General features: G+C 35.7%; 16 protein-coding genes. 8 read left to right on the top strand and 8 right to left on the bottom strand.

Annotated elements, in window-relative coordinates; all coding sequences use genetic code 11:
* The first annotated feature begins 131 nt into the window (after positions 1–131).
* Positions 132–1,223 carry an acyltransferase gene (locus tag LQ227_RS07815; protein ID WP_230148944.1) on the top strand — a complete coding sequence of 364 codons (1,092 nt, stop codon included), beginning with the start codon at positions 132–134 and terminating at the stop codon, positions 1,221–1,223.
* On the opposite strand, the gene LQ227_RS07810 is transcribed toward LQ227_RS07815, so the two are convergent.
* Together LQ227_RS07810 and LQ227_RS07805 are read right to left on the bottom strand one after the other, a co-directional pair.
* A complete protein-coding gene (locus LQ227_RS07810; protein WP_230142471.1) occupies positions 1,220–2,227 on the bottom strand; it encodes a glycosyltransferase in 1,008 nt (335 codons plus the stop codon). The genes LQ227_RS07815 and LQ227_RS07810 overlap by 4 nt on opposite strands.
* Positions 2,224–3,078, bottom strand: a complete 855-nt coding sequence (locus LQ227_RS07805) for an alpha-1,2-fucosyltransferase (RefSeq protein WP_230142470.1) — start codon at positions 3,076–3,078, stop codon at positions 2,224–2,226. The genes LQ227_RS07810 and LQ227_RS07805 overlap by 4 nt, the downstream gene beginning before the upstream one ends.
* A gap of 83 nt (positions 3,079–3,161) precedes the next feature.
* On the opposite strand from LQ227_RS07805, the gene LQ227_RS07800 reads away from it, so the two are divergent.
* Positions 3,162–4,106, top strand: a complete 945-nt coding sequence (locus LQ227_RS07800) for a glycosyltransferase family 2 protein (protein ID WP_230142468.1) — start codon at positions 3,162–3,164, stop codon at positions 4,104–4,106.
* A 12-nt stretch (positions 4,107–4,118) separates the two neighbouring features.
* On the opposite strand, the gene LQ227_RS07795 is transcribed toward LQ227_RS07800, so the two are convergent.
* The 5 genes from LQ227_RS07795 to LQ227_RS07775 form a co-directional block, all read right to left on the bottom strand.
* On the bottom strand, positions 4,119–4,913 hold the full coding sequence (locus tag LQ227_RS07795; RefSeq protein WP_230142467.1) for a DUF5672 family protein: 795 nt from the start codon (positions 4,911–4,913) through the stop codon (positions 4,119–4,121).
* 13 nt (positions 4,914–4,926) lie between these two features.
* Positions 4,927–6,093, bottom strand: a complete 1,167-nt coding sequence (locus LQ227_RS07790; RefSeq protein ID WP_230142463.1) for a glycosyltransferase — start codon at positions 6,091–6,093, stop codon at positions 4,927–4,929.
* 7 nt (positions 6,094–6,100) lie between these two features.
* Positions 6,101–7,936 (bottom strand): ABC transporter ATP-binding protein, encoded by a 1,836-nt coding sequence (locus LQ227_RS07785; RefSeq protein ID WP_230148942.1) that lies wholly within the window; start codon positions 7,934–7,936, stop codon positions 6,101–6,103.
* Between the two features lie 214 nt (positions 7,937–8,150).
* On the bottom strand, positions 8,151–9,206 hold the full coding sequence (locus tag LQ227_RS07780) for a glycosyltransferase family 1 protein (RefSeq protein WP_230148940.1): 1,056 nt from the start codon (positions 9,204–9,206) through the stop codon (positions 8,151–8,153).
* 63 nt (positions 9,207–9,269) lie between these two features.
* The gene (locus LQ227_RS07775) at positions 9,270–10,145 is read right to left on the bottom strand and encodes a glycosyltransferase family 2 protein (protein WP_230142458.1); all 876 of its coding nucleotides are present in this window, start codon (positions 10,143–10,145) and stop codon (positions 9,270–9,272) included.
* Between the two features lie 58 nt (positions 10,146–10,203).
* On the opposite strand from LQ227_RS07775, the gene meaB reads away from it, so the two are divergent.
* Positions 10,204–11,103: a methylmalonyl Co-A mutase-associated GTPase MeaB gene (meaB, locus tag LQ227_RS07770; RefSeq protein ID WP_230142456.1), complete on the top strand. Its 900-nt coding sequence runs from the start codon at positions 10,204–10,206 to the stop codon at positions 11,101–11,103.
* Positions 11,104–11,160: 57 nt separating this feature from the next.
* Here meaB and LQ227_RS07765 read toward each other — a convergent pair whose 3' ends face one another.
* On the bottom strand, positions 11,161–12,450 hold the full coding sequence (locus tag LQ227_RS07765; RefSeq protein ID WP_230148938.1) for an aminopeptidase P family protein: 1,290 nt from the start codon (positions 12,448–12,450) through the stop codon (positions 11,161–11,163).
* A 172-nt stretch (positions 12,451–12,622) separates the two neighbouring features.
* On the opposite strand from LQ227_RS07765, the gene LQ227_RS07760 reads away from it, so the two are divergent.
* From LQ227_RS07760 to recG, 5 genes are all read left to right on the top strand, one after another.
* On the top strand, positions 12,623–13,969 hold the full coding sequence (locus LQ227_RS07760) for an OmpA family protein (protein ID WP_230142452.1): 1,347 nt from the start codon (positions 12,623–12,625) through the stop codon (positions 13,967–13,969).
* Between the two features lie 97 nt (positions 13,970–14,066).
* The gene (locus LQ227_RS25625; RefSeq protein WP_317130071.1) at positions 14,067–14,204 is read left to right on the top strand and encodes a DUF6728 family protein; all 138 of its coding nucleotides are present in this window, start codon (positions 14,067–14,069) and stop codon (positions 14,202–14,204) included.
* 12 nt (positions 14,205–14,216) lie between these two features.
* Positions 14,217–14,597: a RidA family protein gene (locus LQ227_RS07755; RefSeq protein WP_230142450.1), complete on the top strand. Its 381-nt coding sequence runs from the start codon at positions 14,217–14,219 to the stop codon at positions 14,595–14,597.
* 2 nt (positions 14,598–14,599) lie between these two features.
* Positions 14,600–15,502, top strand: coding sequence for an EamA family transporter (locus tag LQ227_RS07750; protein ID WP_230142448.1), 903 nt, complete (start codon positions 14,600–14,602; stop codon positions 15,500–15,502).
* Positions 15,503–15,508: 6 nt separating this feature from the next.
* Positions 15,509–17,614 carry an ATP-dependent DNA helicase RecG gene (gene recG / locus LQ227_RS07745; protein WP_230148936.1) on the top strand — a complete coding sequence of 702 codons (2,106 nt, stop codon included), beginning with the start codon at positions 15,509–15,511 and terminating at the stop codon, positions 17,612–17,614.
* Positions 17,615–17,617 lie beyond the last annotated feature (3 nt).

Genomic DNA, 17,617 nt, shown 5'->3' with positions numbered 1-17,617 from the left:
TCTTACTGAGCTCTAATACATATACCCGATATGGGTAATATTCTTTATACATGTGTGTTAAAACTTGCTCGATTTTTTATATAAGATCATTTTTTGCAGATATTCGCAGACTGTTTTAAAAATGATATTCAATGGATACTGAGCCAATAAAGGTTACAACACCTAAAACAAAGAATTTTTCTTTTGTCGATTCAATCAGGTGTATATCTATGATTGGGATTGTTCTTGAGCATTGCGGAGTTGTTCCGCCAAATCACTATAGCAGGCAGTTCGAAAATATTGTCGAAAGTTCTATTATACAGTCTTTTAAGTTCAGTACAATAGCTTTTTTTTTAATTGGTGGTTTTTTAATTAACCATAAGTTTGATGAATACACCCCTTTTCAGTATTTAAAAAATAGATTTAAAAAGACCATTAAACCATGGTTGTTCTGGATATTTATGTTAATTATGCTAAGTGTTTTAGACCGTTATATCGCTCATAGTAGAGGAAGTGAGATGGGTTTGATAGGAAGTAACTTTTTTCTATACTTTGTTGAAACCTTTACACGTATCGTACTCATCAGCCCATATTGGTTTATCCTTAATTTTCTTATTTGTATTACCATTTTATTGCTATTTAAAAAGCATTTATATAACCTTTGGTTCGGTTTGGTTTTGGCGCTTTTTTCGCTGTTTTATAGTGTAAATATTTATCAGGGCTGGATTGCTACAACCCATACTACAGCAATTTTTGGATTCGTGTTTTATTTATGGCTCGGCGTTTATTTTAACGAATATTATGATAAAATAATGAATATAATTAAAGCCACATCCTGGTTTATGATCTTGCTTTTAGCACTTGCTACCTTTTGGATAGCGGTTGGGGAATCTACTTACCTTAACAGTATTGGTATAAAAGATGCATATAATACCTTACGTTTTAGTAATATCATCTATTCTTTAGTCATGTTTGCGCTATTGTTAAAAGTTGGCAGTTTAAATTGGCTCCAGCGAAATTTACGCCCCAGGGAAACTACCTTCGGTATCTATCTCATCCATGTGATTATAATTGACAGAGGGCTTCCCCTAATTTTTCAGCCCTTAAAGTTAAATTTTCTTGAGCTTAGCATATGGCAGAATACTGGAATACTGTTAATTAGATTTTTAGTTACTTATATGCTAAGCTTTTTCCTGGCAAGAGCTATAGGAAAAACTAAAGTGAAATGGATGGTAGGGAATTAACTGATCAATCCCCTAAGCGTGATTTTAAATATTTTTCGAAATTGCTTAAAATTAAAATACGCTGCACTATACAATTCCTTTTTAAAATACCAATTTAATGCTTTAACATTTGATTTTTTTAACCGCAGTATTTCGTACCATTTATTAAATAAAAACCGGTTCAATTTAGCTGTATCAAATCTTTTTGATTTTGCATTTGCAACTTTCATTGCAATCAGTAGTTCGAGATATCCAGCAAAATGAGCTTCATTTAAATTATTTGTTAATAATTCTTTATGTAGATTTAAGCTGCTCGTGTTAAACGACATGCCTAAGTTTTCTTGTATATTTTTAAGCACTTCGAGTTCGTTTTTTCCTTGATCCTCCGATCTTTTGATCGTTATATTTTCGCCATGTATCCTATACTTAACTAAAAAGGTATCAATATTTGCAACTTTGTATTTTTCTGAAATCCGTGTAAAAAGGTCGAAATCTTCAGCTAAGGCAAAATCTCTATAGCCGTTAAGTGTTTTAAAGATTTCCGTTTTAAACATGGTGCTTGAATTTATGAAAGAATTGGCAAATAACATATGCATGTTTATCGAATCATCAGTTGGCACAATTATTTTTTTATCAGCTTCTATTCCATTTTCATTTATAATTGTACCATGCCCTCCACACAATGCAACTTCTGGATGTGAAGAAAAAAAGTTTAACTGTAACTGAAACCTATTAGGATAAGCGATATCATCACTATCTAAAATTGCAATGTATTCGCCGTTAGCCAGTTCAAGCAATCTGTTTCTGGTAAAAGGCAATCCCTTATTCCCCTCATTTTGTATAAACCTGATTCTGTTATCATTAAATTTTTTAACTGCTAATGCCGTATCATCAGTTGACCCATCGTCGATAATAATAAGTTCAAAATCTTTAAAGGTTTGATTTAAAATACTAGATACAGATTCTTCTATATAGCCGGAAGCATTATAGGCAGCTATAAATGCTGTTATTTTAGGGCTTTTCATAGTTTGATCCAGTTTTTTGGACAAATATCAGTATCATCACTAGCAAGATTATTTACCCATTTCCCTGGAGCAATAACCACTTTATTAGTATTGTTATTTAGCCATGCACCCCACCAACTAAAGCTGCTATTTGCAATAATATTATGCTTACAGTTGCTCATCAATTGCATGTCTATATAACTGTTTTTTCCCTTATTCAAATCAATGTAGCTTACATTCTCTAATTTAAGATTTTGTCTGCACCAGGCCACGTCATCAGAGAAGACAAAAAATTGAGCATCTTTAATTTTTGAATTGATGCTCAATATAGCTTCCTCATAATAATCTAAGTTACAAATGTTGCCTAATAAGGGGTCTTTTAAATAGTCACCCCTTCTTACATGGATCGATACACTTTGAGTATTTGTTATTTTTTGAAGGATTGTTTCATTTTCTATATCTACAATTTTAGGAAAAATGAAATCATGTTTTATTTGATCTGCTATATCATAGAAATACCCCTCGTTTTGCCAATAACCAAAATAATATTTATTAGTATCGCTTAAAAAAGAGGGATCGAACCTAAATTCCTTTTCCTCTACCCTATAGGTCTTTTTTAAATCTAAAACCCTTTTCAGTTTTCTAAATATCCATTTGGTTTGATTGGGCTTAAATAGATTTAAAATAAATTTGCTTGGTGTTCTTACGGTTAATTTAAAAATTCTTTCCAGTTCATAGCCATTATGTAAAGGATAATCTTCAAAATCAGATAAATCTGCATAAACATTGAAGCCCTTACTTTGTAGCGATCTGTAGAATGAATATTGAAACATCTGATTGCCCAATCCGCCTATTATTTTTATGATGATCATTACTTTGAGTTGAATCAATAAATTTCTACTTAAATCTGGGTGATCTGAAATACATACTCAGATTTAAATTAACTTTGTTATAGATGGAAAATCCTTTAGTTACTATTGTTATACCCGCATATAATTATCAGGCGTTTTTACCTGAGACTTTAAATTCGGTATTGGCACAAAAATATCAAAATTTTGAACTTATTGTTGTAGATGACGGTTCGACAGATAAAACAAAAGATGTTGTCGCTGAATTTTTAGCAAAAGATTCCAGAATAAAATATTTCTATCAATCAAATGCAGGCTTATCGGCTGCTAGAAATCTGGGGATAAAAAATGCAAGTGGAGAATATATCCAGTTTTTAGACGCGGATGACCTTTTGTCCGATCTAAAATTAAGCTCGCAAGTTGAGGATATGGAAAAAGATGCTCATATAGATATCTCTTACACTATGGCATGTTATTTTGTAGACGGCGATAAAGAAAAGCTTTATAAAAGTATAAACTTAAACCAGGATGAATGGATGCCTAAGTTGGATGCTTCTGGATATGAAGTTTTAGAAATGCTAGTAAAGCAAAATATAATGCCAGTTAATTCCGCTTTAATTAGGGCATCTTCATTGAAAAAAGTAGGCTTTTTTGATATGTCTTTGAAAAGTTTGGAAGACTGGGATTTTTGGATTTCGTGCGCATTTAAAGATTTTTACTTTTCTTTTTTGCCTGTAGAGGAGGCTTTTGCGTTAATTAGGATTCATAAAATCAGTATGAGTCAGAACAGGAAAAAGATGTCGGAGTACGAAGTAATAGTGAGGAAGAGAATTAAAAACTTAATAAAAAACTGTTCATTTATTAACTCAGGGCAGAAAAAGATGCTGGAAAAATCAAACTCGAGGCATAATAAGGTTATTGTAAGTGGATTAATTAAAGAATCAAAGCTTAGCTTAAAAGAATGTTTTAACTTGATTAAAAACGCCGGTACATCTCAATTCCTGGCATCTTACTTAAAAGCAATGAACGATAGCAGAAAAAGTAAACCTTAACGCGATTGTAGTTTAAATAGAGTATCCAAAGTCTTTAAATATAGGCCTCCATACCTCCAGGTTTTTGTTCCATGCGTGGCATCCAAATGGCAGTGTATTGTTAGTGAGTTCGAAAGCTCTGTCAACAGGCACTTCAAATGCAAAATATACGGCCTCTTTATAGGATGGTATCCTTAAATGTTTTGTCTTTCTATTTACTTCTATGCTCCAAAAAACATCTTCATTAAAGTTGGCTGCAGGATTTGATGAATATTCTTTTATTTTTTTCTGAAAGCGTTTGGTTAAATCATAAAATAACTGTGTTCTACGCAAGGATAGCCCCCCATTTCCTACTTTATACTCCCGCTGGATGTCGGTTGGAGCAAGCGTATTTTTCTCTTTAATGTCGAATTTTCGGTGTAAGTAGCCCAAAACACTATTTTTTATTGCTTTGATTGCGTCAGGATATTTATGTCTGAGCCACGGAGCTCCAACATAATCTATGTTTTTTTCAGACCAAAGCGTTAGGTCATCTTTGAAAACAAAAGCATCTAATTGATAAATCAAGATGTATTCATAGTCTAAAAATGCTTCATAAAATTCTCCAGACAGCATTAATTTGTTGTAACCTGCGATATCTTTAAAATACGCATCATCAAAACTGATAAAGTTATTAAATGGATACCTGGTATTTAGATTTAAAGAGCTGGGTTTTACACAAAAAATTGGATGGGATTTAGAAAGAACTTTGAAACACTGCTGCAAGGATATATCCTCTAAATAGCTTATTTCTTTATAAATAGGTACAATAACGGCAACCTTTTTCATAATGTGATGAGATTTAAACTATTTCAAAAACGGTATCAAGATTTTTGTAACAACGTTCTTTTTCATAATTGATGCTAAAAGCAGCAAAGGCATTTTTTGCCTGTTTTTTATATTCTGATTCGTCTGTTAATAGTTTCATGATATTATTTCCGAATTCAACGGGATCATCACTAACCAAACAGCCATTGTCGGTCTTGTTGATCAGCCCATCGATCCCACGGGTATTACAAACGATCGGTAAGCCATAAGATAGCGCTTCTACTACTTTTATCTTGGTTCCAGTGCCCGTAAGCATAGGGCATAGTGCTACTTTAGCATTTTGGTAATAGATTGACAAATCTTCGGCAAAGTTTACGGAAACAATATTCGGCGCCTTTATTGAAAGATGCTCGTTTATCTGTCCAATGACGCATATCTGCACGTTGGTTGGTAATAACGGATACACATCCTTAAAAAACCAGTTGGCGGCTTTTTGATTATGTACATTATCGCTGGCTACATAGACCAGATCAAACGACTTTTCATTAATATCATGAAGATTTTGAGGTTTATCAAGCATCATTGGCGCTAATACCACCTTGTTTTTACAGAATTGACTAAAAATATACTGTTCTTCGACAGAAATGGCTAAAGCGATATCAAACAAAGAAATCCTTCTGATTTCTTCTTTAAAAGATTGGCCAATATTAACTTTTTTTTGAAGTTGAGCGGTTATAAAATCATGTGTATCAATTACTTTTATCGATTTTTTTGTAAGGTGATTATCTTCTACCAATGTAGCCCAACTGGCATAATTGATAAAGATGTAATCATAATTGTTGTTTTTTAGAATTTTTTTGAAAGCCCTCTTAAACCTTAAGGTTACTAATTCAGGGAATTGAAGCGGAAAGAACCAAGCCTTATTTTGATAGAAAAAATTAGGCAGTTTATAAAAAAGCAGATAATAGAGTATGTTCTTTTTAGATGGCTTTTTTTTAATTACATAAGTCCTACTGGCCAGGCCCGCTTGCTCAAATGCTTTAATATCTGTTTCGCTCCATTTCCCGGTGAAATACTCACTTACAAAATCAATTTCAAAATTCCTTGATTTAAAATAGCTTAACATGCTTAAAGCCCTGGTTCTGTTGCCCGCATTTTTTTTTAGCGGATTATCAGGCATAAAAAATAGTACTTTCTTCATCTAGATGTTAGTCGTTAAAAGCCTGCATGTCGATTAAGCGCCTATATAAACCATTTTTGTTCATTAACTCATTATGGCTTCCGGTTTCTACAACGCTGCCTTTATCTATAACAACAATTTTATTGGCATGTTGTATTGTACTTAAACGGTGAGCTATTACAATTGAGGTGCGGTTTTTCATCAGATTATTTAAGGCATCCTGAACTAATTTTTCAGATTCTGTATCTAAGGCTGAAGTGGCCTCATCCAACAACATGATTGGTGGATTAGCCAATACAGCCCTTGCAATACAAACCCGTTGTTTCTGGCCTCCTGAGAGTTTATTTCCTCGATCGCCAACAAAAGATTGATAACCATCTTCTGTATTCTCGATAAAATCGTGCGCATTTGCGATTTTCGCTGCGGCAACAACTTCTTCCATTGTAGCATCTGGTTTGGCAAATGCGATGTTATTAAAAATGGTATCGTTAAATAGAAAAGATTCTTGATTAACGGTTCCCATTTGTGCCCTGATACTTTCGACAGTAAGCTCCCTATAATCGTGGCCATCAATTTTAATCGTTCCTGATTTTGGATCATGGAAACGGGGAAGCAGATCCATTAATGTGCTTTTTCCACCCCCAGAAGGCCCCACAAGTGCTACTGTTTGCCCTTTTTCAATGTCGAAGGTTATCGAGTTAAGAATTTGTTTTTCCCCATAACTGAATGATATATTTTGAAGGCTGATTGTACTGTTAAAATCATCCAGAACTTTCGCGTCTGGTTCATTAATCAACAACGGTTTAGTATCTATTAGGTCTAAAACCCGTTCGCCTGCTGCAATTCCAGAATGGATTCCACTAAATGAATCTGTTAATGCTTTTGCAGGACGCATTACCTGGGAAAAAATAGCGATGTAAGCAATAAAATCTGATGCGGTTAAGGCGTTTTTATCATTATGTAATATTAATGATCCGCCATACCAAACGATAATAGAAATCATTAAAACACCTAAAAATTCAGAAACTGGTGAGCCGAGTTGTTGGCGTCTAACCATTTTGCGTGTTAAGTTGGAATAGTATATATTTTCCTGGTTAAATTTGTTTTTAATTCGTTCCGTTGCATTAAAGGCCTTTATGATTTTAATCCCACTTAATGCCTCATCTAAAAAGCCAATCATTTTCGCAAAAGATTCATGCGATTCTTTTGCCTGCTGCTTTAACCTTTTTACAATTTTACTGATAATAAATGCAGAAATTGGGATTACCAGTAAAGAGAATAAGGTAAGCTTTGCTGAAATATTAAATAAAAGAATAACATATACAATTAGTGTTACAGGTTCTTTAAAAACAACCTGTAATGTATTGGTAACCGTGAATTGAACCACCTGTACATCAGAGGCTACTTTAGAAATAATATCGCCTTTTCTCTCATTGTTAAAATATCCTACATGAAGATTCATCACATTGTTAAATACCCGCTTTCTAAAGTTTAGCAACGTATGGACTCTCAGATCTTCCATATAACGCTGAGAAAAATACCTGAACAAATTGGAAAGCAATACAGAGATAACAATGATAATACAGATGTACATCAGCGTACTTTCTATGGTGTTAACCTTTATTGAATAATTAACAAAATCCCTTAACTTGCCCAATAAGCTAAATGAGGAGGCCGCTTTATCTGTTAAGCTTGGCGTTTGGCAAGCTTGCTTGTTTGCATTTAAAAGTGTTTCGAACAGCGGCGATAACAAAGCCAGGTTAAAGGTTCCGAATAGAATAGAAAGTAAGGTTGCAATAACGTAAGGTATGGCAAACTTTTCAATAGGCTTGGCAAATGATAATAAACGAAAATAAGTTTTCATTAAGTATTGTATATATAACAGAACCCAGGAAGTACCCAGTAGGAAAAAAATATAATAAAATCCGAGCAAATGTACGGTTTTTCATACATATGAATAAGATGGTGAAACCCAACAAAATTAAAATTACAATTCTTGGGTTATGGAATGGATTGAGATGCTGTTTTACGGGATGTTTCGCGTCAACCGTTGGGCTATAGAATACAGGTAAGAACTGTCATTCCAAACATTCCTGATATAAATTCAGATACTGGTTGGCTGCAATTTCCCACGAAAATTTTTCTGCTTGGGCAATTGTTTCTTTAACGCGATTATTTTGAGCGAAATCATTCATTCCTTTTTTAAACACTTCCTGCATGTGTTCAGGTTCAAAATTATCAAAGTAATAAGCCACGTCGCCGCCAACCTCTGGGAGTGAGGTGAATTTGGAGAGGAAAACAGGTTTTCCAAAGTGCATGGCTTCTATTACAGGAAGACCAAAACCTTCAGCAACAGAAGGGAATAAAAAAGCATCGCAATTTTTGTAGTACCAGGCTTTATCTTCATCACTAATTGGCCCGGTAATGTGTACCTTATCCAGACAATTATGTTTTTCTGCTTCCGCTAAAATTCGCTGCTTATGAGGTGTTTCCCTTCCAGAAATTACCAGTTCAAAATCGTTATCTTTTAATAATGCAGGTAATAAGTGAAAACCTTTTTGCACCGAAAGTAAACCAATGGTAAATAGAAATTTCTTTCTAGGCTTAAAAGCTGGCTGATGATTTTCATCTGAAACTAATTTATCGGCCCCGTTATAAATTACACTGATTTTATTTGCTGATTCAGGGAAATAGTGTTTCACATCATTTGCAACAAACTGCGAAATACATACAATTTTATCGCACTGCGCTATTAACTTGCCTAATTTTTTTAGATATACCTGGATTCTGTGTGGCTTGCTAAACTTTAAATGAACCTTATTCATGTCATGAATGGTCATTATTTTTTTTGCGTTTACTTTGCTAGGTCGTAATCGGCAGGTCTGATCAGAGAGATGAACAACTTCGAAATCATTTTTTTTCTTAAAAAATAACCGATCTAATCTCGAAAGATAAATGATATCAACCAAGCCGTTAAAAAGATATTTTGTCTGTTTGAAAAGATAAAATTTTAATTCAAACTTTCCTTTGTTTTCTTGGATTAATGCGTCGCCTAATCCTTTTCCAAATGAAAAATAGCCGCAATTGGCATCTTTCATCGAATCAAAAGTTACTAAGACCTTAGGCTTTTCCATTAATTAAATCGTGTATTTATAAGAAAAAAATTATGCAAATATAGACAGATTTAAAATTGTAGACTACTTTACAATTTTATAATTCCGGTATTCGAACAAACGCATTCCTGTTAAATCTTCAATTTTTTGCAAAACCCTCCTACGGAAATTCATTTTTGGAGTTTCCTTGGTTAAATCTTTTTCAAATTTCCAGTTTGCAGCAGCAATTCTTTCCTGCATTACCTTTGGATGGCTACCCTTAAAATGAACTAAACGGTCGGCATTGTGCATATCATAAGTTTCCTGCACGGGATAATTCTCTTCAATCCATTCTTCTGTTTGATAAAACTGATTAAAGTTCCGCACCTTACCTTGTAATCCTTTTGGAGGTTTAACCCAGCCATAATGATAAATGTAAGCATCAATTAGCTTAACCTTAAGCTTTCTGTCGTTAATTCTGAAGCCTTGCGCATCGCGATAAGATTTTACCCCTGGTAAATTTTTTATAATCCGAACCTCTCTTCTATACCAGCGTCTGGATTCAGCCAGATAGTCGTAAGAAGCATAAAAATGTTTGTATTTTAAAAGTAAGGCCTCTACATTGCTGTTGTTAAGCGCTAGCTCCATTTCTTTTTTGATCAGGGGTAGATAATCTTCATGTATGGCTTCGTCCCCTTGAATATAGATCATCCAGTCGGTATCTTTCCCTATTTCTGCTAAGGCCTTATTGGTTTCATCAGCAAAAACACGGCCGCCTTCCCTTATGCTGTCATCCCAAACGGTATCGATGGTCCTGATTTTAGGATCGATGCTTTTAACCATTTCAGAAGTCTCATCAGATGAGTTGCCCAGCGCAACTATAAAATCATCACATAAAGGTAATACTGAAAGTATGGCTTCTTTTGCTGGATAATCGTTTACAATTGCATTTCTTAAAAAGGTAAAACCGGTAACTTTCATTATGGGGATGCTTTGTAGCTGATAATTTTTGTTTATTTGTACAAAGATAGTTTTATTGATGAATACGCATCTATCCATTTTAAGCGAAGTAAAAGCCGGGAATTACAAGGTTTTGGCAAGAACATTAACCCTTGTCGAAAACAACATTACACCGGCCGATTCGATTTTAAGAGATTTAGATAGTCGGGTTAATGTGCCGGTTTTAGGCATTACCGGCCCTCCAGGTGCCGGTAAAAGTACCTTGGTAAATGCAATAGCTGGTCATTTTGTTACGAAAGGAATGCGCATCGCGATATTGGCGATAGATCCTACCTCTCCATTTAATTTTGGTTCTTTGCTGGGCGACCGTATCCGCATGGCCGGTCAGTTTAACAATCCAAATGTTTTTATCCGTTCGTTGGCTACCCGGGGCGCTCTGGGCGGTATTTCGGCGAAAACCATCGAGATGGTTGATGTTTTAAAAGCCGCTAATTTTGATCTGATTATTGTAGAAACTGTTGGTGTTGGGCAATCGGAAGTAGAAATTGCCGGATTAGCAGATAAAACCATCGTGGTGCTGGTTCCAGAATCGGGCGATGAGGTGCAGAATATCAAATCAGGTTTGATGGAGATTGCCGATTGCTTTGTGATAAACAAGGCTGATAGAGAAGGTGCAGCTATTTTTGCCAATAATTTAAAGAAAATTGTTCATCAGGGCACGAAGACTATCCCAATATTAAAAACAGTGGCCGATAAAAATACAGGTATTGATGAATTATGCGCTTGGATAATCAAGCCGCTTACTGCTGATCATAACCGAAGGGCTTTTCTGTTTGCAGAGAAAGCCTGGAGACTCATTCAGTATGAAAAAATGAAGATTGTTGATAAAAAAAGGCTGCTAGAAAAAGTCCAGGCAGCCTTAAAGCAAGACGATTTTAATATTTATCGTTTTGCAGATGAATTTATCAATAACGGTTAACCGTTTAGTTTTTTAAAATTGCTAATTGAGCACTGCAAACCGGAAATTGTAAACTGGCTAACTGTTCATAATGTCCTCAATTTCTTCAGCTTCTAGTGGAATATCGGCCATTAAATCAATATTTCCCTTTGCAGTAATGAGAATGTTATTTTCCAAACGGATGCCTAAGCCTTCTTCTGGAATATAGATTCCTGGTTCAACAGTTAAAATATTGCCTGCTGCAAATGGCGTATATCTTCCGGCAAAGTCATGTACATCAATACCTAAATGGTGTGAAGTGCCATGCATAAAGTATTTTTTATAAGCTGGCCACGCTGCCGTTTGATTCTTCACGTCTGTTGTAGAAATAAGTCCAAGATTAACCAGCTGCTCAGTCATAATTTCGCCAACCTGTTCGTGGTAGGTGTTCCATATGGTTCCTTCGCCAATTAATTTAATCGACTCTTTCATTACGTGCAATACTGCATTATATACCTGTTTTTGTCTTTGGGTGAACCGACCGTTAACAGGGATTGATCTGCTCATATCTGCATTGTAATTGGCATATTCGGCACCAAAATCAAAAAGTATTACGTCGCCATCTTTACATTCTTGATTATTATCATTGTAGTGGAGGATGTTTGCATTGTGGCCTGAAGCAATAATAGGAGTGTAGGCATGGCCTGTTCCGCCTTGACGGATAAATTCGTGGATAATTTCTGCTTCAATTTCATATTCTTTAACACCAGGCTTGGTGAATTTTAACACCCTGATAAAAGCATCGCGTGTTATTGCTGAAGCCTTTTTAGTTAGCTCAACTTCAATATCAGATTTAACTGCACGTAAATTTCGCATAATTGGTGCCGAACGTTCATAATGATGCAATGGATATTTGGCCCGCATTTTCTCAATAAAACGGATATCACGATAAGGAACTTCATGGGCATACCTATCGTTTTCATTTGTATTTAAATAAATATATTCGGCATAGTTAACAATGCTATGCAATATGTTATCAAAATCTTCTATCCAATATACCGCTTGAATACCCGATGCCGCTTTAGCCTGCTCTTTAGTGTATTTGTATCCTTCCCAAACTTTAATGTAATCGTTAGTCTGTCTTAAAAACAGGACTTCTCTGTACAAAGGATTAGGACAATCAGGATATAATAGCAATATTGTTTGTTCTTGATCAATTCCAGATAAATAAAATAAATCAGGGTTTTGCTTAAAAATAAAGTTCTGATCACCGCTTCTAGGAAATTCATCGCTTGAGTTGAATATAGCTAATGAATTGTTTTTTAGGTTGTTAGAGAATTTTTTTCTGTTTAAAATAAATAATGACTGATCAATAGTAGGATATTTCATGAAAATGGTATTTTTATATGGGCAATGGCCAAATGTAATAAAATGATTAATTACTGTGAAGTTTGGAACGGAGTTTGTATAAAAGTTTGAAAATTTAAAATTTTGTTTAATTTTGGCATTACTAAAAAATTAATCAATTAAATTGTTTAACCCTTAAAAAAGAAAAAAGATTATGAATTATTCTACTTTAAAGAAAAGTGTTGCGCTTTCTTTAGTGGCATTAACAGGAGTTGCTTCTCTTGCTGTCGCTCAAGATGCACCTGCAACAACTTCTGGCGTCAAGGTATTTGGCGGTAGAGGTCAGTACAGAACTTGGTCTATCGGTGTACATGGTGGTGTTTTAATGCCAGTTGTTGCTATCGGTGGTTCAAATGACTTCAACAAATGGGATGCTAACTTAGGTTACGGTTTAAACATCCGTAAACAATTAGGTCACTCATTCGGTTTAGAATTAAACGGAACACGTGGTAAACTTTCAGGTACTAACGAAGGTATCTCTAACCCAGCTACAAAAGATTTCGAAACTGAATTACAATATGCTGTAGATTTACGTGGTGTTGTAAATGTTGGTTCTATCGATTTCTTACGTCGTGAGAACTCAGTAGGTTTCTTCTTAACTGCTGGTGCTGGTTATATGGCTTATGCTCCAAAAGTTACTTTAGGTAATGGTAGTGTTATTGACTGGAAAGGTAAAGCTACTGGTCCTGCTGATGACAAACATGATGCTAAAGATTACGTAAAAGGTTTCTACATTCCAGTTGGTGCTGGTGTTAAATTCAAAGTTTCTGAGCGTGTTAACTTTAACTTAGGTTACACAATGAACTTTGTTGATGCTGATAACTTAGATGGAGTTTATGCAAAAGGTCAAACTAAAGATAAATTCTCTTACGGTTATGCTGGTTTAGAATTCTCTTTAGGTTCTTCTGCTAAACCAAGTTTAGAATGGACTAACCCATTAGCTACTATGTACGATGAGTTAAAAGATCCAACTTTGCGTCAAGAAGTTGAAGCATTGAAAAACCGTGTTTCTGCTGTTGAAAAATCAGTTGAAGATTTGAAAAAAGATACTGACGGTGACGGTGTTGCTGATCAATTCGATAAATGCCCAGGAACTCCTGCTGGTACTGCTGTTGATGGTTCAGGTTGTCCTCTTCCAAAACCAGCTCCAGTTGATTCAATTCCTTCAAATGTAACTGGTTTCGAAAAAATCGGTTTCGATTTCAACTCTTCAGTTTTAAAAACTGAGTCTTACCCTACTTTAGATAAATTATCTTCAGTGTTACGTGAAAACGGTGGTAAAGTAACTGTAAACGGTTACGCTTCAAGCGAAGGTACTGCTGCATATAACTTGAAATTATCTAAAGACAGAGCTAACTCTGTTAAAACTTACTTAGTAAACTCTGGCGTTAACGCTAGTCAAGTTGCTACTAAAGGTAATGGCGAAGCTAATCCAATTGCTTCTAACGATACTGAAGAAGGTCGTATCCAAAACCGTCGTGTTGAAACTGCTAGAAACTAGTATTTCAATATAAGATTTAAAAAAGTCCTGATGAAAGTCAGGACTTTTTTTATGCCTTTTAATTTTCTGTGTTACGCTTTTTAGCTAAGTTTGTGTTATGTACTTCTTTAGAAAAAAGGACCCAAACAGGCCAAATAATATCAATCTGAAAATTATGCATTTTATAAATGCATTGGCCATCTTAATTTTTCTTGCAGGTATCATCTACAAGCTAATCCAATGGCTTGCTAAATAACCCCAAAATTGTATGAAACAAATTATTAAAACAACCAATGCTCCAGCTCCAATTGGACCATATAGCCAAGCTGTACAAGCCGGCAACTTTTTATTCGTATCAGGCCAGGTAGCCATTAATCCCGAAAATGGAGAATTAAATATTGGTAATATTGAAGAAGAGACACACCAGGTAATGCGTAACCTTAAAGCAGTTTTGCTTGAAGCAGGTTTAACTTTCGATAACGTAGTAAAGTCTACTATCTTCTTAAGCGATATGGGCACCTTCGCTCAGGTAAACGAAGTTTATGGGCAGTATTTTACTGCTGATTTCCCTGCGCGCGAAACGGTTCAGGTTTCGGTATTGCCTAAAAATGTTAATGTAGAAATTTCTGTAGTTGCCATTGTAGGCTAATTTTGGCAGATAGTAAAAACAAATATTTTATTGCTGGCATTGTTCCTTACATTATCTGGGGAACAATGTCTATACCTTTGCGTAACATAAAAGGTTTTCCGCCACACGAAATTTTATACTACAGGATATTTATTTCCATTATCGTTGTTTGGGCAACTATTTTTTTGTTCAGAAGAGAAGCGCTGAAGAATGATTTCAATTTCCTAAAATCATTAAGCGCCCCTAAGAAAACAAGGCTATTGTTGCTTACCGTAGTGTCGTCATTTTTGATCACGGGAAACTGGTTCACCTATATTTATGCCGTAAATAGCGTAAGTTTAAAAGCAGCCGCCTTTGCCTATATGGTGTGCCCACTGTTAACTGCACTCTGTGGATTTATCATTTTAAAAGAGCAGTTAACAAAGGCTAAAATCATTGCCCTGATGATTGCGTTTATAAGCATCATTTTATTGGCAACAGGCTCTTTAAATGAAGTAATGTGGGCCATTATCATCGCATCTTTTTATGCCTTATATGTTATTGTGCTAAAAGTAATTAAAGATGTAGATAAGTTTAATTTTTTGGGCGTTCAGTTAATTTTATCAGGATTAATAATGCTTCCGTTGTATTTTCTTAATGCTGCGCCTTTTCCTACCGAAACCTTCTTTTGGTCGCATATATTGTTGATTGCCATTGTATTTACCATTATTCCGCTCTTTTTAAATTCGTATGCACTGTTGGGCATGCCTTCATCGGCCCTGGGTATTTTGATCTATCTCAACCCCATAGTTGCATTTACCGTTGCATTTCTCTATTTTAAAGAGAAAATAGATCTGCATCAATTTTTTGCCTATTTGCTTTTGCTGCTATCGATCGTTATTTTTAATGCGCAGTTGCTAAAGAGTGTTGTTTACAAGAAACAGTAAAATATTTTGTTTAATTCGGTATTAGATACACCTGTTGAGTTTTTAAAAGGCGTTGGGCCAAGCCGTGCCGATGTTTTGAAAAAGGATCTCGGCCTGTTCACTTATCAGGACATGCTTGCGCACTATCCATTCAGGTATATCGACCGTACAAAATATTTCAAGATTAACCAGATCAATCCTGATTCGCAATATATCCAGATTATTGGGCGTGTGATCAGCAAAAAAGTAATTGGCGATAAAAGAGCTAAACGTATTGTTGCTGTTTTTAAAGATGAAACCGGAATTATGGAATTGGTTTGGTTCCAGAGCCTAAAATGGGTTGATGATAATATCACTGTTGGCACCGCTTACGTGGCTTTTGGTAAACCAACCATCTTTAACGGTACATTCAGCATCTCGCATCCAGAAATGGAGCTGTACCAGCGCAAACAGGTGGGGCGAGGGAATTTAACCTTACAGCCGGTTTATAACTCAACAGAGAAGCTTAAAAAGTTTAATCTTGATTCAAAAGGATTACAGCGTTTAATCGCCGGCTTATTGGATCAGATCATCCCTCAGGTTCCCGAAAATTTACCACAATACATCATTGATAAGTATCAGCTGCCAGATAAAAGATTGGCGCTGCTGAATATTCATTTTCCTAAAAATGTAAAGGATTTAAGTGCAGCACAAAGACGCCTTAAATTTGAAGAATTATTCTTCATCCAATTACAGCTTTTGCACAATAAACATTTACGCCAGTTAAAATTTAAAGGTGTAACTTTTGAAAAGGTTGGTGAAAAAGTGAACCGCTTTTATAATGAGTTTTTACCTTTCGAATTAACCAATGCGCAAAAGCGGGTGGTTAAAGAAATTAGGATAGATACACAACGGGGTGTGCAAATGAACCGGCTTGTACAGGGCGACGTAGGAAGCGGCAAAACTGCGGTTGCACTGATGAGTATGCTTTTGGCAAATGACAACGGCTATCAGGCTTGTATGATGGCTCCAACGGAAATTTTGGCCCGCCAGCACTATGCCTCTATTACAGAACTTGTAACCAACGATCTGGTGCGTGTTGCTATCCTTACAGGAAATACCAAAAAGAAGGAGCGTACCGTTTTGCATGAGCAATTGGAGAATGGAGAAATCGATATTCTGATCGGGACACATGCCCTGATTGAAGATAAGGTTCAATTTAAGAATTTAGGGCTGGTTGTAATTGATGAACAGCATCGTTTTGGTGTAGAGCAGCGCGCTAAGCTTTGGCGGAAAAATATTATTCCCCCACACATCCTAGTGATGACCGCTACGCCAATTCCGCGTACTTTGGCCATGACCTTATATGGCGATCTTGATGTTTCGGTTATTGACGAATTACCTGCGGGCAGAAAACCGATAGAAACCAAACACCTTTTTGAAGGCCAACGCCTCAGGATGTTCGGTTTTATGAAGCAGGAAATTGCCAAAGGCAGGCAGGTTTATATTGTTTATCCTTTAATTAAAGAAAGCGAAAAATTAGATCTTTTGCATCTCGAAGCTGGAATTGAGCAGCTGAGCTATCAGTTTCCTAGGCCTAATTACCAAATGAGTATTGTACACGGACAAATGCCCAATGCCGATAAACAGTTCGAAATGCAGCAGTTTATCGATGGTAAAAGCCAAATTATGGTGGCCACTACCGTAATAGAGGTGGGCGTAAACGTACCTAACGCTTCGGTAATGGTAATTGAAAATGCAGAACGGTTTGGGCTTTCACAACTGCACCAGTTGCGTGGTAGGGTAGGCCGCGGTGCAGAACAGTCTTTTTGTATATTAATGAGCGGGAATAAACTGAGTAAAGAAGGTAAGATTCGTTTGGAAACAATGGTAAGAACCAACAACGGCTTCGAAATATCAGAAATAGATTTACAGTTGCGCGGCCCTGGCGATATTACAGGAACTCAGCAAAGCGGCGTTTTAGATCTGAAGCTTGCCGACCTGGCCAAAGATCAGATTATTTTGTCTGAAGCACGTAACACCGTAATCGCACTTTTTGAAGACGATCCGCAGCTGGCAAAGCCCGAAAATGCAATCTTAAAAGCTTACCTGCAAAAATTAGAAAGGGGCATTTCTTTCGAAAAAATAAGCTAATCT

It is taken from the genome of Pedobacter sp. Bi27, assembly GCF_918698255.1.
In the GTDB taxonomy this organism is placed as follows: Bacteria; Bacteroidota; Bacteroidia; order Sphingobacteriales; family Sphingobacteriaceae; genus Pedobacter.
This window is presented reverse-complemented; position numbering and strand designations above follow the sequence as displayed.